Annotated in this window: 18 protein-coding genes; 5 read left to right on the top strand and 13 right to left on the bottom strand. The window is 55.3% G+C overall.

The features are described from left to right. From NP590_RS09780 to NP590_RS09755, 6 genes are all read right to left on the bottom strand, one after another. Complete coding sequence (locus NP590_RS09780) at positions 1-627, bottom strand: MxaP protein (RefSeq protein WP_256602194.1); 627 nt, start codon at positions 625-627, stop codon at positions 1-3. Between the two features lie 723 nt (positions 628-1350). Further along, positions 1351-2370: an AAA family ATPase gene (locus NP590_RS09775; RefSeq protein ID WP_256602193.1), complete on the bottom strand. Its 1020-nt coding sequence runs from the start codon at positions 2368-2370 to the stop codon at positions 1351-1353. A 148-nt stretch (positions 2371-2518) separates the two neighbouring features. Further along, positions 2519-2800: a methanol dehydrogenase [cytochrome c] subunit gene (locus NP590_RS09770; protein ID WP_256602192.1), complete on the bottom strand. Its 282-nt coding sequence runs from the start codon at positions 2798-2800 to the stop codon at positions 2519-2521. 100 nt (positions 2801-2900) lie between these two features. Then, entirely contained in the window at positions 2901-3377 is a 477-nt protein-coding gene (moxG, locus tag NP590_RS09765; RefSeq protein ID WP_256602191.1) for a cytochrome c(L), periplasmic, read from the bottom strand. Positions 3378-3390: 13 nt separating this feature from the next. Then, positions 3391-4233, bottom strand: a complete 843-nt coding sequence (gene moxJ / locus NP590_RS09760; protein ID WP_256602190.1) for a methanol oxidation system protein MoxJ — start codon at positions 4231-4233, stop codon at positions 3391-3393. 182 nt (positions 4234-4415) lie between these two features. Continuing rightward, entirely contained in the window at positions 4416-6179 is a 1764-nt protein-coding gene (locus tag NP590_RS09755) for a methanol/ethanol family PQQ-dependent dehydrogenase (protein ID WP_371927289.1), read from the bottom strand. A gap of 399 nt (positions 6180-6578) precedes the next feature. On the opposite strand from NP590_RS09755, the gene NP590_RS09750 reads away from it, so the two are divergent. Continuing rightward, entirely contained in the window at positions 6579-7229 is a 651-nt protein-coding gene (locus NP590_RS09750) for a response regulator (protein ID WP_256602188.1), read from the top strand. A 68-nt stretch (positions 7230-7297) separates the two neighbouring features. Here NP590_RS09750 and NP590_RS09745 read toward each other — a convergent pair whose 3' ends face one another. The 6 genes from NP590_RS09745 to NP590_RS09720 all read right to left on the bottom strand — a co-directional run bounded on the left by NP590_RS09745 (position 7298) and on the right by NP590_RS09720 (position 12975). Beyond that, complete coding sequence (locus NP590_RS09745; RefSeq protein WP_256602187.1) at positions 7298-7882, bottom strand: hypothetical protein; 585 nt, start codon at positions 7880-7882, stop codon at positions 7298-7300. Between the two features lie 43 nt (positions 7883-7925). Beyond that, complete coding sequence (locus NP590_RS09740; protein WP_256602186.1) at positions 7926-8453, bottom strand: SRPBCC family protein; 528 nt, start codon at positions 8451-8453, stop codon at positions 7926-7928. 126 nt (positions 8454-8579) lie between these two features. Next, the gene (locus NP590_RS09735) at positions 8580-9239 is read right to left on the bottom strand and encodes a potassium channel family protein (RefSeq protein ID WP_256602185.1); all 660 of its coding nucleotides are present in this window, start codon (positions 9237-9239) and stop codon (positions 8580-8582) included. Further along, positions 9236-10708: a TrkH family potassium uptake protein gene (locus NP590_RS09730; RefSeq protein ID WP_256602184.1), complete on the bottom strand. Its 1473-nt coding sequence runs from the start codon at positions 10706-10708 to the stop codon at positions 9236-9238. The genes NP590_RS09735 and NP590_RS09730 overlap by 4 nt, the downstream gene beginning before the upstream one ends. Positions 10709-10978: 270 nt before the next feature. Beyond that, on the bottom strand, positions 10979-11587 hold the full coding sequence (locus tag NP590_RS09725; RefSeq protein ID WP_256602183.1) for a VPLPA-CTERM sorting domain-containing protein: 609 nt from the start codon (positions 11585-11587) through the stop codon (positions 10979-10981). 119 nt (positions 11588-11706) lie between these two features. Beyond that, positions 11707-12975 (bottom strand): amidohydrolase family protein, encoded by a 1269-nt coding sequence (locus tag NP590_RS09720; protein WP_256602182.1) that lies wholly within the window; start codon positions 12973-12975, stop codon positions 11707-11709. 104 nt (positions 12976-13079) lie between these two features. On the opposite strand from NP590_RS09720, the gene NP590_RS09715 reads away from it, so the two are divergent. The 4 genes from NP590_RS09715 to NP590_RS09705 are packed head-to-tail and all read left to right on the top strand — an operon-like array spanning position 13080 to position 14388. Further along, positions 13080-13337, top strand: a complete 258-nt coding sequence (locus NP590_RS09715; RefSeq protein WP_256602181.1) for a hypothetical protein — start codon at positions 13080-13082, stop codon at positions 13335-13337. 18 nt (positions 13338-13355) lie between these two features. Continuing rightward, complete coding sequence (locus NP590_RS09710; protein ID WP_256602180.1) at positions 13356-13721, top strand: peptidoglycan recognition protein family protein; 366 nt, start codon at positions 13356-13358, stop codon at positions 13719-13721. Continuing rightward, complete coding sequence (locus NP590_RS20590; protein ID WP_371927288.1) at positions 13697-13981, top strand: N-acetylmuramoyl-L-alanine amidase; 285 nt, start codon at positions 13697-13699, stop codon at positions 13979-13981. The genes NP590_RS09710 and NP590_RS20590 overlap by 25 nt, the downstream gene beginning before the upstream one ends. Then, positions 13966-14388 (top strand): hypothetical protein, encoded by a 423-nt coding sequence (locus NP590_RS09705; protein WP_256602179.1) that lies wholly within the window; start codon positions 13966-13968, stop codon positions 14386-14388. The genes NP590_RS20590 and NP590_RS09705 overlap by 16 nt, the downstream gene beginning before the upstream one ends. Positions 14389-14660: 272 nt before the next feature. On the opposite strand, the gene NP590_RS09700 is transcribed toward NP590_RS09705, so the two are convergent. After that, a complete protein-coding gene (locus NP590_RS09700; RefSeq protein WP_256602178.1) occupies positions 14661-15590 on the bottom strand; it encodes a hypothetical protein in 930 nt (309 codons plus the stop codon). Between the last annotated feature and the right edge of the window lie 16 nt (positions 15591-15606).

The raw sequence follows: 15606 nt of genomic DNA, 5'->3' as shown, positions 1-15606 counted from the left end.
CTATTGACTGACGACCAGATACAGCACGATGCCGCCGACGCTCAAATAACCCGGCGCCAGATATTTGATCGGCGCCGCCATGATCAGGCCGACCACGCCGGAGTAACTTTTGTCGTCGCGGTTGTAAATCGCTTCCCCGAGTAGCCACAAAAAGGAATTGACGAAGGCCAGCGCCAGTATCGGCAGCAGCCCGACATCGCTGAACAAGAACGACTTATCGGCCAACAGCGCCATCTTGTCGCTGGTGTGCAGCCAATTGGCGATCAGGATGCCTATCATCAAGCCGCCCTCGTCGAAGGCCACCAGAAAAAAGGTGTAACTGAAGCGCCTGAACTGGTCGGCGACGATTTTGGCTTGCGGCACATGCAACGACAGATAAATCAACGGCAAACTGAGGCCGAACAGCAACAGGCCGATCACCGCCAGCAAGATCCAGAAGTTGTAACCCACGGCGTCATTGACGGCGTTGGTGTAATAGGCGGCGTAAGCCAGTTCGGCCTGGCCGTCCAGCGTCGTCGCCACGAAGGAGCCGATCAGGCCGACGCCGGCCCAAGTCAAATAGGTTTCGGCGTAGTGGTTTAGGCCGGATTTGGGGATGATTTGTTTGGTTAGTTCTTTGATGTTCATAGGCTTTTTTTATGTGTCGCTGTTGCGACGTTTTTTTAATGCCGGTTCGCGCACCGGCGGGCGCGATACTTTTCTTTGCTCCGCCAAAGAAAAGTATCCAAAAGAAAGGCGGCCCCGATGCCGCTTTGATCCTGCGCTCCGAAATGTTTAGCGGGGGTTGCTTGAAGGGGCATCCCAGCCCCTGCAAGCAACGTGCGGCATCCTTGCCGCGCCCCTAGCGGGCAAATCCCGCCAAACATTTCGGTGCTCGGTGCGGCATAAGGGGGGAAGAAAAACCATCGCAAATTTATGTGTTCCCTCTGGTAACAAAGCTCCAGCTTTCTGAACATAGGAAGCTGGAGCTTCCAAGATGGCGTTACCAAACTGGAGTTTGGTAACGAGAAAACCAGATCAAAACATATCCCCTGTTCTTGCTAACAAACCATCAGATCACCGGCCGAGGTTTTATCCCCTGATGCCGCGCCGAGCACCGGAGGGTTTGAACGGATCAGCCCGCTAGCCCCGTTCAAAGCCTTCGGAGCGCAGGGCTCAAGCGGCATGGGGTGCCGTTTTCTTTGGGTACTTTCTTTTGGGCAAGCAAAAGAAAGTACCTCGGCTGTCGGGCCGAGACCCGACATAAAAACCGTCGCGATAGCGACACCAAACCGCAAACCCACAATCCACCAAAGCCATCTCCCGCGTGGGCACAAAAAGCAGTGCCCACCCTACCAAGCAACAAAAAAGTCACGGCGCGGCAATCCCATTCAAAATCCCTTCTATCAACGCCGGCATTAATTCCTCTTTTCGGTAACCGTACATCGGGTTTAAAAATATCCTGTGTGCCATGGTCACTTGAAACACCGCCTGCATGTCCTCCGGCAACAGCATATCCCTTCCCTCCAACCAAGCCCTGACCTTGGCGGCGCGGATGAAGTAACTCATGCCTCTGGGGCTGGCGCCGGCCTGGATCAATTGCTCCATTTCGACGTCGCTGAGGCGGATGCCATAAGCGCCGGGCCGGCTGCTGGCCTTCCATAAATCCAGCGCATAGTGATGCAAGGTCGGACTGGTTTTGACGCTGGCTTGAATTTGGGCCGCGATCTCGTTGAGCTGGTAGTAGGAAAGAATGTTTTTATCGATGCCGGCCACCAAGGTGTCTACGTCATGAAAACGCGGATCGAACATCAAGGCATCCAGCACTGCGTCCTGGTCCGGGGTGTCGATGCTGATTTCCATCATAAAGCGGTCGCGGGCGGCCGCCGGCAGTTCGAAGGTTTCCTCACGCTCAACCCGGTTTCGGTCGGCGAACACCTGCACATGCGGCATTTGATAATCGCGGTTGAAGGCGCTGACGCTACGTTCAGCCATCACCCTCAGCAACAAGGAATGCACCTGTGGCCGAGCACGGTTGATTTCGTTGAAGAAAAAAATCGCCAATTCTTCGCCCTGTTTCAACAACGGCCCCGGATCGACGCACGGCCGGCCGTCGCTGTTCAAATAAGTGTAATAAATCAAATCGGCCGGCATCAGGTCGATGGTGCCTTCGATGCGCTGGTATTGGCCGCCCAGGCCTTGCGCCACGGCGCGCAGCAAGGTGGTTTTGCCGACGCCGACCTGGCCCTCCAGCAGCACGTGACCTCTGGCGAAGACCGCCAGCAGCAGGTTGCGCACGGCGGGTTTTTGGCCGATCACGGTGTGATTGATTTGGCGTTCGAAATTCAGGGCCTGGTCGCGCCAGTCGCCGAGTTGATGTTCTGTATTCATGGTCAAAAAAACGCCGGCGCATTGCTTTGCCGGCGCAAAGTGGTCTTATCTTTAAGGGGTGGCGCGGGCTAGTTGTCCGTTGCAGCCCACGCCGAGGGTGATGAAAGGCGAATCATCAGGGGAATTGACGATAATTCGCGCCGAGTCATCACTGGCCTTCGACGTCGTAAACGAACTTGCCGGTCTTGGCCAAAATTTCCGTGCGCTTGGCGTTACGGGCTTCCATTTCCTTGATCGATTGCGCCTGCTTGTTGAGCTCGTTGGGATCGTGTTTCGGATCGTACTTGCTGCCGGCCACTTGCGCGGGATAACCCGGTTTCGGTTCCCAGCAGTTGCCGGCTTCCTTGCATTTGGTGCCGTCGTAGGCGTTTGCTGCGCCGGACAGGCCCAGAACCAAAAGTGTTGCGCTCAATATCAATAATGTCTTCATGTTGATCTCCTGATGATTTTTTGGATAAGCACGCCTTTTCCGAAGTCAGTAGGGTACGCAGTGCATACCCTACAACCGGCAAAGATCCAGGGTGCGGGATTTACTTCAACCATTCCGCCTTCTTCGGATCGCCTTTGTAGATATGGCGGATGAAGGACATGATGTGCAGCATGTCGTCGGTGCTGAAATTGACGTATTGCGGGCCCATCATGCCGTTGGCGCCGCCGAACAGAATTTCGAACAAACCCTGGTCGGTCAGGCCGCGCGGATAGGTCCAGTAGTCGTCGGCCAGACCGGGTCCGAGCTTGCCCTCCGCCTCGTGGCCGTGGCAGCCGGAGCAACCAGTCATGTACAGGCTCTCGCCCTTCTTGGCGGCTTCGGCATCGCCGTTGTACGGGTTCTTGCCGGTCTGCAGGAATTGCTTGAACTTGTCGGTGTTGCCGCCCTTCTTGGCAAAACTCAAATCTAGCGTTTCGCCGGTCAGGGCGTGGCGCAAGGTGATGTCGGCCTGGGCGCTGGTCACCCCGGCTAACGCCAGAGTCAACACGGTGCCGTTTAGTAATGTCTTCAATTTCATTCAATGTTTCCTGTTAGTTCATGGACAAGGCGGTTTCGGGTTCCTCCAGCAACGGAATGCCTTCCGCTTCCAGGAGTTCCGCGATCTCGTCTTGCTGTTCTTTGACGATGTTGTTCAACTGCGCCAACAAGGCGGTGTCACCCTTACGCACACCGATCGCCGTGCTGTACTGGAAGCCGACTTTCTCGCCATCCGCGCGCTTGGCGTTGTCCGGAATCACGGTCATGGTCAGCGGCGTGGGCGACGCTTTTACGTAACGCGCGGCCGCCGGTCCCCACAGAATGGCGATTTCGGCCTTGCCGGACGCCACTTCGTTGACCAGTTTGTCGTTGTCGTACTTGACGTACTGATTACGCCTGGACTTGAAACCCACCAATTCCTGTTGATAGTTGAACATGTCGTTGTAACGCCCAATCACGCGCAACATGGTCTCGGCCGGCGTGCCGGGCGCGAAGGCAATGCGCTTGGCGGTCTTCAACGCAGGACTATCCCAATTTTTCAAATCCAAACCGTCCTGCTCGCGGCTGATGAACACGTAGCCCGAACGGTAGTACGGCGCCGTGGTCAGCACGCGCGGATCGCCGGCATCGACGCCCATCACCACGTCGCACAAGCCTTTATCCAGATAATCGCGGATGAAGTAGCGCGGATCGGTCCAGGTCACGATTTCCAGTTTCCGACCCATGCGCTCGGCGACGTATTGCGCCAGCTTGTTCTCGAAGCCCTCGCCGGCTTGGTTGGAATAAGGCATTTCGTTTTCGGCGGTGCAGACTTTCAACGCCTGTTGCTCGGCTTGAACATTGGCAAAGCCGATACCCAAAACCAAAGCGGTAAAAATGCGTTTTGTATTTTTCATGGTTATTCGTTGCTTGTTAATTCACGGGACTCGGAGGGCATTCGCCCGCCTCACCCCCCGCCTTCTCCCAATGGGAGACGGAGCTTTACCCTCGCTTTCCCGACGCCATCGTTAAATCGAATACAGCCGACATCAAGAAAACGCCCCTCTCCCACTGGGAGAGGGGTTGGGGTGAGGGTGTTTTACAGCGAGAACACCATCACGCCGCCGCCCATTTGGGTGTAGTGCGCCAATTCTTTAAACGCACCCACCGCGCCCAGACCGGCGGTCGGATCGGCCAGGTCGAATACCAGGCCAACGCCGGGCCAGCCGCCGACACCGTAATAAATCGCCACATACTGTTTGTTGTTGTGTTTATAGGTAATCGGATGGCCGATGACGCCGGAAGGCAGTTTGAACTTCCACAGTTCTTCGCCGGTTTTGGAATGGCGAGCCTTGATGTAACCGTCCAGGGTGCCGTAGAACACCAAGTCGCCGGCGGTGGCCATGGTGCCGCCCCAAACCGCGAATTTCTCCTGAACTTCCCATTCCATTTTGCCGGTGACCGCGTTCATGGCTTTGACCTGGCCCAGGGTGCCTTTCGGACCCGGATACATGTTCAAAGTCGCGCCGACGAAGAATTGGCCGGCCCGGTAAGGCAGCATGAACGGTTCCCAATCCATGCAGATGTGGTTGATGCCCATGAAGAACAGTTGCTTGTTCGGGTCGTAGGATTCGATGCCCTGGTTGTGGTAACCCATGGCCGACGGGCAGATGCCGGTAGCTTGGTGGTCCATGTGTGTGGAATATTCCGGGTCGCGCACCGGCAGGCCGGTTTTCAGATCGACTTTCTTGACCCAGTTGACGGTGTCGTCGATCTTGAAGGCGTTGATCAGATCGCCGTTCTCGCGGTCCAGGGTGTAGACCAGACCGTTACGGTCGGGATGGGTCAGCAGCTTGCGTTTCTTGCCGTCCACCACTTGCTCGGACAGGCCCATGTAGTTGACGCCGGCGTAGTCCCACTCGTCGTGCGGGGTTTTTTGGTAGCCGAATTTGGCTTCGCCGCTGTTAATGTCGCGGCCCCAGATGGTCATGGTCCATTTGTTGTCGCCGGGGCGCATGGTTTCGTTCCAAGGTGCTGGGTTACCGGAGCCGTAGTACAGCATCTCCAGGTCGCTGTCGTAGGCGTACCAACCCCAGTTGGTGCCGCCGCCGATTTTCCAGGCGTCGCCTTCCCAGGTTTTCAGGCCCAAACCGAACTGGCCGTAATGCGGGTTGGCTTTGTTGAAGTCTTTGGACAGTTTGATGTCTTCGTCGGGACCGGTGGCATACACCCGCCACTCTTGCTTGCCGTCCTTAACGTTGTAAGCGGTCGCGTAACCGCGCACGCCCAGCTCGGCGCCGGAGGAACCGACGATGACTTTATCCTTGGCCACGAACGGCGCCACGGTCAAGGTGGAGCCCATGGCGATGTCGGAGTTTTCCATTTTCCAGCGCAGTTCGCCGGTCTTGGCGTTCAACGCCACGACATGGCCGTCCAACTGGTTCAAAAAGATCGTGGCCGGATAATCCTTGCCGGCCGGCGCATAGGCCAAGCCGCGGTTAACCACGTCGCAGCAGGCCACCGCGCGGGCCGCCGGGTTCTGCTTGGGCTTGAACTGCCATAAAATCTTGTCCGGCTCGTTCAAATCGATCGCGAAGACGTTGTTCGGATATGGGGTGTGCACGTACATGATGCCGTCAACCACCAGCGGACCGCCTTCGTGGCCGTTCAGCACGCCGGTCGAGAACGACCACGCCACTTTCAGGTTTTTAACGTTGTTGGCGTTGATGTCGATCATCTCGCTGAAATGGGTCGATGCGTAATCCTTGGTTTGCATGACCCAGTTGGTGTTCTGCTTGGCGAGCTGTTCCAGCTCCTTATTGGCCAGCGCCGGTTGCGCCACGCTCAGGATGCCGCCCGCCATTAATGCGGCGGTTTTCCCCACTACGCGCAAATCGAGTTGTTGCATGTTTCCTCCAGATTTTTATTCTTTGAAAAGAGGCGTGGCGCCGCCGGTTGAAATCAGTTTTTGCTAAGCAGCGTTCTTGATCAAAACCGCATCACGGGTAAGCAACCGGGCAGGCCACGCTGCGGCAAATGGTATAGAAAGGGTCTGTTTGGCCGTTACGGAAGAATCCATCGAATCGGCGGGAAATCAGCCGAAAAATGCCAGGGTAATGTTCCCGGTTGCGAGGCAGCCGCCGCCAGTCATAAACAGGAAAAGCTCCCATGGTTTAGGCGGAGAAAAATTGGCAAGATGTTGGGAATAGAGCCGGGCATTTGCCGGGTGTTTGCCGTATATTTCGAATAAGGGAGCTATCGCGTGCCGGATAAAATCAATGTATTACTGGTGGACGACCATGCGGTCGTCAGGGCTGGCTACAAGGCTTATTTATCGCTATCCGAGCATATCGGTCAAATTTACGAAGCCGAGCGCGGCGAAACCGCTTGCCAGCTTTATTCCCGGCAGTTGCCGGATGTGGTGGTGATGGATTTGTCGATGCCCGGCCTGGGCGGGCTGGAAAGCATTCGCCGCCTGCTGGGCCGGCACGCCAATTGTAAAATCCTGGTGTTCAGCATCCATAACGAATTGGTTTACGTTACTCGCGCCATCAAGGCCGGGGCCAAGGGCTACATCACCAAGAGCAATGCGCCGGAGACCCTGATCACCGCCGTATGCACGATTGCCGAGGGCGGTACTTATGTCGATCCGGAGTTGGCCCAGCAACTGGCGATCAGCTCGGCCGTCGACCAGGACGAAACCGCCAAAATCAAATCGCTGTCGCCGCGCGAATTCGATATTTTTTGCTTGCTGGCCACCGGCGTAAGCACGCGGGAAGCGGCGGAGAACTTGTGTCTGAGTTATAAAACCGTCGGCAACCATGGTACCGCGATCAAGGAAAAGCTGGGCGTGAAAACCCTGTCCGAACTGGCGCTGTTGGCCAGCCGGCACGGCATAGTCAAAAATGCCTGAACTACGGAATGAATGAGAGACCGGCCCCAGACGATTTCCGGGCAAATCGCGAGGCCGGCCGGGCAATTTTAGTTTTGGTCGCTCGCCGCCCGTTTTGCCAAATATTTGCTAACGCCGGTGGCAGGCATGCTGTCGGTTTGTCTCGCCAGATATTTTTCCACGCCGGTTTTTCGGTTGGCTTGCTGCCTGGCAAGATATCTTTCCACGCCGGTAGCCGTTGCCCCTGTTTCTCCGGTAACGGCGTCCGCGCTATTTTGGCGCGAGGTTTTTTGTCGCCCAAACCAAGCGGCCGCGCCGACCAGAGCGGCCATCAGAAATAGAGCCAAGTTCGAATCCGATGGCGGTGGGTTTTCGGCACCGGCAAACTCCGCATTGTCCGTGGCCTTGGATATCTCGTCGGCGGGGGGCTCTGGCGTAGAGCTGTTTGTTTCGAGCGCGTCCGCCGTGGCCGAGACAGCTTCCGGAATCGCGGCCGGCGGTTCGGCAATACTTTTCGGCGCGGCCTCCGAGGGGATAGCGCTTGCCTCGCTTTCCGCATAGACGGTTTGGGGTTGGTATTCCGCCGGCTGATAGGCCTGCTCTTCGGCAAACGCCGCGACATGCGTTTGCAACAGGGTTATCAGGATAATGATTGTTGCTTGATGTGTTGTCATATCGCTTCCTCTGAATTCAAATAGTCAACGGCTCGAGACAAAGTTAATGTTCGGCTTTGCTTTTTAAGCCGTTCAGCGCATGGGTGAAGAATTGGTTCATGGCCTTGACCGCGGCTTCATCGTTTAACTCGGCGGGCGGGGTGTTGCCGGTGTCGCCGCGATAAAAGCGGCTTTTTAAGGTCACCACGCTGCTGTCCGGCGTATCGCCCGCGCTGACTTTCAGTTCTACCGTGTGCGAACTGGTCGGGAATGCCTGGGGATTTTCGGTTTTCAGCCGGTAACTGTATTCGTGTTCCTGCTCGTTGAAATAGTCCAGTTCCTCCACCAGGCTCTGGCCGTTCTGAAAGGTTAGGGTGCGTTGGCCGCCCGATTGCAACTGGCCGTCGCCGCTGCTGTGCCGCAAATCGGTCTGCCAATCGGCTATCGCGCCGAACTGTTTGGCAATTCCCCAGACTTTAGCCACGGGGGCGTTGATGACGATGGATTCCTTGGCTTTTTGCGGCGTGGGCCCATGGGCATGCGCAGACAGGCTCGAACAAAACACCAGCATGGATAGAATGAGATTTCGCATATCGTTTCCGCTTACAAAAAACAGCATTATCGGCGGCTTGTTGCTTATGGCATCGGGACAAAGTCACGACGCGAGGAAGGGATTGTTCACTTTTTACGCGGCTTGTCCGGCGGCATTTGCTTGGCTTTAATTTTGAGCTTTGCCGTTACCCCATTTGCCTTGCAGTTTCTCATAATCGTCGGCGGTGGAGACCAGAACCAATTCGTCGGCGGGTTCGATTTTGCTGTCGCTGTCCAGCGGTAGAAACTGATCGTTTCGATAAGCGAAGATGACCCGGGTATGCTTGGGTAGGTCCAGTTCGTTCACCGGGCCAGCTTCGCTTGCGCTGGCGATAAAGTTAAACAGTTTGATATTGCCGCGAAAAATGGCGGACAACTCCAGGATGTTATGCCCGGCGGCGATATTGGCCAGATAACGGGCATTGGTCAGCGTGGGAACTATCGTGTCGGTCAGGCCCAGGCCGACGCAAATATGCTCGAATTCGGGATCTTCGATCCGGGTAATCACCCGTTTCACGCCCAGCGAACGCGCCACCAGGCTGGCGATGATGTTGGCTTCGTCGCTCTTGGTCAGGCAAAACAGCACGGCTATGGATTCGGGGTCTGTTTCCTTCAAAATCGCCGGCTTGCTGCCGTTGCCGTGCAGAAACACGCAGTCGATTTCCGGCATCAGTCTATCGATGACGGTTTTGTCGTTTTCGATGATGATGACTTCGTGGTCCGCCCGCAATAATTGTTGCGCGGTGGCGATGGCCAGCGAAGAGGCGCCGATAAAGACTATTTTCACGATTTACTCCCTAATTTGATCCAGGTGCGCGGATATAAAAAAACCAGCATGGCCAAAAACTCCACCCGCCCCAACAGCATGTCGAGGATCAAGACCGCTTTTAGCAAGGGTTCCAGCGCGGTGCGGGTGATGCCGGACGACAAACCGGTGGTCGAACAGGCCGATACCACTTCCAGCAGGGCGTTTAGCGGGTCGTAGCCCATCGCTAAAAAGGCGAACCAGGACAGCAGTACCGTACCGATGAATATCATGATCAGTATGAGTACCCGTTCGACTTCTTCCGCGTCCAGTCTGCCGCCCCTCAGGCGGCGTTCCAATACCGCGTGCGTCGGCAGGGCCGTGCGGACGATGAACAGCTGTATCAGGCGCAAGACGATCAAAAAACGCAGAATTTTGATGCCGCCGGCGGTGGAGCCCAGCGAACCGCCCATGGTCATTGCGGTAATCAAGGTCAGCTTGGCGCCGGCGCTCAAGCCGCTGACGTCGACATTGGCGAAGCCGGTGGTGGTTTGGGCCGAAATCCCCATCACCGTTGCTTGATTCAGACGGGTAATGACGTCGCCCGTCCCGCTATCCAGGCACAGAAACAGCACGCCGATCACGCACGCGGCAATCAGAGGCAGCGCCAGCGCTTCGGAATCCGTCACCAATTCCTTGATCCCGCGTTTGCTCAGATGATAGTACAAGGGTAGCGATACGGCGCCCAACATGCCGATAATGCACACCAAAACCCGGGTCCAGCCGCCGTCGATAGCGGCCAAACTGTTGTCGTAAATGGAAAAGCCGCCGGTGGATATGCCGCTCAAGGCATGGGTGACGGCGCTTAACGGGCCGAGTCCGGCCAGCCACAAGGCGGCAATCGAGACGATGGTCAAGCTGCCGTAGATAAGCAATAATTTCAACACATGGCCGCGGGCATTACCCAATATGTCCCGGCTGTCGGTGATGTCGCCCATGGCTAGCCGGCGCGCCGCCATGCCCCTGTCCAGAAACAACAAGGCAATGGAAAATGCCACCACGCCCAGGCCGCCGTACCACTGCATCCAGGCCCGGCTGAATAACAGCGCGGCGGAATAGTGTTGCAGACCCGTCAGGGTGCTCAAGCCGGTGGTGGTAACTCCGGACACCGTTTCGAAGAGGGCGTCGATACCGCTCAAGCCCTCGCCGATAAATGGCAGCGCTTCCAGCAGGGCAGTCAAGGCAAAGGACAGGCTGGTGATCACCATCACTTCATTGTCGCGTATGCCCTCCGGTACCCAAATGCGCGTCACCGGCAGGCAAATCAGTAGCAATCCCGCCGAAACCAGAATTTGCCCAAGCATGAAATGCCAATCGCCGCAGGCCCAGGACAGCACAATCGGCGGCAGCCGCAACGCGGCCACCACCAGGCCGATGCTGGCCAGATAACGCGCCAAAACCCGGTAACGCACCGGTTGGGCCAAGGCTCTGGAAACATCGGAAGAACTCATGCGGGTGCTTGGCGGGGTCAATGATGGCGATTAATGTAGCATTAATTTCTCGCCGCGACCCGCCGGGAGCATCGATTGGCGCTTGCTGGATGAGTCGGGCTAAACGGCGCTCGGCGGGTCGGTGCGAGTTGTCGGGAGGATTGCTGCTGATTTAGCGATGCGCTCCTGCGCGCGGGCGGTTAAATGCGGGTAAGCGTTTAACCGCCAGCCGGGCAGGTCCAGTCAAGCGACTGTCTTGGTTGCCGTGTTTGGCTCGGCGCGAGAATCCGGTCAGCCTTTCCGCCGTCTCGCGGCGATAAAACCGGCCAGGAACGAACCGAACAGCGATGCCGTCGCCGGTAGCGGCACCGCGCTGGTATTGATCGCGGCATTGTCCATGGTGAAATGGTAACTGGAGCCGAGATATTCCTCGCCGCCGTCGGCGACAAATTGCAGACTGTCGATGCCGGAAAAGTCGAAGCTGAAAAACCGGGCGGCATCGGTGTTGACGACGATCAGTTGCGACCCGCCCTGTTGCACGCCGTTTCTGAAACCGGTCAGGGTGATTTCCAATCCCCAGCGCGACGCGCTGGCAAAGTAGGCGCTTGCAAAATCGAAGGGCGTGGCGGACGCTATCGCGGCGCCGGCTCCGGCGCCGTTAAACGCGCTGTAAGCCCCGGAGACCACGCCGTTGTAAAAGCCGGAGTCGAAATCCGCCACCTGGCTCAATTCCGGGTTCTGCACCCAAAAGTTCGACCAATTCAAGCCGGCGTAACCGTCGGCTATGGCGGTTTCCGCTTCGTCCGTGACATCATCGAAGCTCAACACGGCGGCATGGCTGGCATCGATGTTGAACATCGACAACCCAAGCAACAGTAAGGGCAGGTGTATTATTTTCATGGCATTGGCGCGTCGGCGCGGGCAAAAAGGGTTGGTTGGCGTCGGGGAGCAAAGGGCGGCAAACGCTACGGCGTTGCGTGCCGTCTGCCGCCCCGCGTCCAAACTATTTAGGGCCAAGGTTAGCGCGTGGGCGAGAATTTATTCACCACCAGCTTGCCGCCGGACATGACCAGATCGGGGTATTCGATAATCTTGAAGCGTGCCAGCGCATTGCCCTTCATGGCGATCAGATCGGCCGGCGCGTTGGGCGTCAAGCTGCCAAGCCCCGGTATGCCCGTGGCGAGATTCGCGGCCGCCGCCGAGGTGGCTGCTCTCAGTACATTCAGCACGTCGCTGAAATCGACGGCATCGCCGCTGCCCAGATGCAGCATCAGGTGTAATTCCTCGCCGTTAATGCCCCACGGTACATTATCGTGGGCGATTTCAGAGCCATAAATGTAGGGAAACTCCAGGCCGTCGGCGGCATGCTCCTGATACACATGTCCGGGTACGTGGGCATTTGCGTAAAGACCTTCGCCGCAAGACGCCAGCGTGTCTATGGTGGTGATGAATTTCATGCCGTCACGCACGGCTTCGTGCAGCAACTCGTGGTCAATCGCCGCGCAGGGTATGTGCGCCATGACATCCACATTGGCATTTTTAGCCATTTGAAAACCGACGCTTTCGCCCACATGCGCGAGCACTTTTTTGCCATGGATATGGGTTTCGCTGACTATCCAGTTGACTTGGTTTTGCGATAGCAGATTCCACGGCGCGGCCGGCACTTCGCCGTGACCGTGCGGCATCATCCAGGGTGCGCCGGCTTCGCCGCCCGATTCCAAGGCAATTTTGATCGCGGAGGCGCCGTTGGCAATCAGCTGCCGGACAATGGCTCTGACTTCGCTTTCCGTGGCGCCGGGTGCTATGGCCAGACCCACTTTGTCCAGGCCGCCGACCGTATCATCGGGGGAAAAAACATTCAGCGGATAACCGCCCTGGGCTTGCAGAATCGGGCCGGTACTCAGCAGGCGCAGCGTGCCGTTGCCGCCTTGCGGCGGCAGCAAGGGCCCGCCGGTATCCTGTACCGTGGTGATGCCATGCTCGAGCACCTTGTCCTTGCCGACATTTTGAAAAGTGACATGGGCGTGGGATTCAATAAAACCGGGCATGATGGTGGCATCGCCTAGGTTATAGCGGGTGGCGCACCGCGAGCGCAGCGCCGCAAAGTCGCCGACCGCCCGCACCTTGTCACCGACCACTAATACGCTTTTATTGAATTGGACGTCGTTGCCGTCAAATACCCTGTCGGCCGTTATCAATTTGCAGGAGGCCGGCGGCGCGGCCGCCACGTCGTAAGTGGAGCCAGTGCATGCCAGCACGGCAACGGCCAGGGTTTTTAAGTTGAACATTGCGTTACTACGTCGCATAAACATTCCTCGATAGGTATGGATTTTGTTTTTGTTATGAAAAGCAGCGATCGAATCCGATTCGTACAGCGTGCCGAGTTAAATCAATGGGCTGGAAAGGCAGATCTTTCTTGATAACCGGCGGCTATCATAAGTTTTATCCGCTGGCGACGGTTTATGCAAAACGGAGTCTTTTGTATGCCAAAGGTATTTTTTGCCTCAAACGGGTTTTTTCCGCGCATAAGCAAGAGTGCTCTTGGCAAGCCATTATTCCCTGGGGTAAAGGCGCGATTTCACCGGTTTGTTTACTAGTCAAACGGACTGGTATCGAGTTTAATAACCACTTTGTCATTGTGGAAACATGAGTCGGATGGAGGTTAACAGTGGCTGAAGAAGTGATTTGGTCTGGGGGTAAGTTGGTGCACAAGAATGTTACCGACAAAGTAAACAGCGCGATTGAAAAAGGCGCGCTGAGCGTAGTGCATGCGATCGTCGTACATCAGACTGGGGCGGCTACGGCGGGTTCGTCTTTCAGCAGTTACGACTCAGGTAACAACGGTGCGCATTTTCTGATCGACAAGGATGGCACTATCTATCAAACGGCGCGGATAGATCAAAAATGTTGGCATGTCGGTAATATTCGTTCCCGTTGCCAGGAAATGAAGTCTTGCACGGCTGATGAGTTAAAAGAACTGAATGCGCTGCTGTTTAAAAAGGGGGAGTCATACAGTGCCCGATTTGCAACGTAAGCCAACGGGAGGCAGGTAAAAGTTATCCCGAGCGGTATCCCACCAATGAGGATTCGATAGGCATTGAAATCGTTGGTGCGTTCGATGCAAAGGCGCAAGCCTATGACAACGTCAATAAGGAACAGAACAATTCACTGAGTTGGCTGGTGGAAGTGTTGGAAGCCAAGCTTTCGATTGGGGATGACGACGTGTATGCCCACGGTATCATTGGCTATAAGCAGCCGAGCGAAGGCAGTAGCGCGCAATGGAAGAAACCATGAGTCCACGCCGCTTGCCAACATACTTGGTTGCCGTTGCATGCATGGGCGTCACCGGATGTGGCGAACAGTTGGCCTATCCCGATTCGATCCACTTAGCCAATTTTCAAACCTTATCCAGTGGCCATGAAGAGGGCGGCGAATTCTGCAGAGACTTCAATCTGACCTCGGAACAGGCCGAGTGGTTTTTTTCGCGCGCGAAATTAATGGACGCGCGGCAACTGTATGAGCGTTTCGACCACCTGCCTTGTTGGGTGCGAGGTGCGGCTCGTTCAAATAGGGGCATATGGCAATGGGAGATTCGGGCGGGAGGAACCGCTCGCGTCGTTTCTCCGGAAGGAAAGGCCGAATTGTTTGGTTGCGACGAGTGTGATGCTGTGCTGACAGGCGCGGGTAATTCTGCGCAATGATAGTAATAGCAGCCTTTAAGCGTCGTTCAGACTATCCAATAAACTGTAAAAATCGAGATCAAATCCGACATTTTGATACTGATTTTTGCTTAATCACTACCGTGACGGGCAAGCTCCGGCCAAAAGCTGCCAGACGAAACAAAAGTGCCAATGGCAAATGTCCAGCCACAAGCAGACGCCGATTGTGGCGAGTCGCGAATTGCGCCAATCGCAATTGATGCGATACGCCCAGATTATCGCACCCTGCCACGCAGAATCTATCTGGACAAAATTCAGTTATGAAAAGTAACCCGCACACCAATTATGTAATCGCTTGGCAAGCGATCAGCTGGTATTTCGTTCTCTTGTGCGCTAACACGCCAAACCGAAGCTTCACTATATTTTGTGCAGGCTAGCAGAGCCATTAAAGTGAAAATCTTTGGACCAAATGGCAAAATAATTGGGCGACCAAATGGTGCAACTCCATACAAAAGTGACTCTAATAAACTGTAGCAACCAACAGGGTCGTCAGGTCTATAGTTTATTTTTTGTCTAGTTGACAAAAAGCTTAGGAAAGTGGCATTAGCTTCCAACACAGCTGGCAAATAAGCTTCTATCGGAGATTCTGGTATGAAAGCCCAAGCTTCATCTGCTTGTATATATTCAGTTGCACCCAATGCCTTGCTCTCTTCATAGCCTAATCCAACGATAGCAATTGGGGGCTTGTTAGGATTTGTTGTCCAACCCGCAAAAAAAGGGGAAATGGGGCCAAAATGTGTATTGGGTGCTATTTCTGTCGACGGTGGTGAATATGCCCCTAAGGAATATAAGAAATCGATCGACGATCCACTTTTGATACAACCATCGCAAAGCAATTCTACAATTGCGGCCATTCTTTTTCGCGTCATGCTGGAAATGTCTATGCACCCAATAACGTTTGAATGGTTTGATGCATTTTCCAGTATCGCTTTCAATTCTTCAGGAATGCAATCACTTTCATCGGTGTCTATGATCGAATACTCATTCGAGGAAAACCAGTGTTTATTTTCAAGATAACTATAGGTTTGTCGATCTTTAAAATTCCAAGCGATATGATGCGTTGCTTTTGGGCGAAGAGTTTCTGCAATGTATCTAGCTCTCCGCTCAAATCCAAGAGAAGCTATAAAAAATGAATAGTCTTCTGCTAAATTATTTACATCCAAATATGAAGGAATAGTTTTCACTCTAGTATCCGACACT

Origin of the sequence: Methylomonas subterranea (genome assembly GCF_024505185.1) — a bacterium.
In the GTDB taxonomy this organism is placed as follows: Bacteria; Pseudomonadota; Gammaproteobacteria; order Methylococcales; family Methylomonadaceae; genus Methylomonas; species Methylomonas subterranea.
The sequence above is the reverse complement of the archived record's forward strand: the minus strand, read 5'-3'. Positions and strand labels throughout refer to the sequence as shown.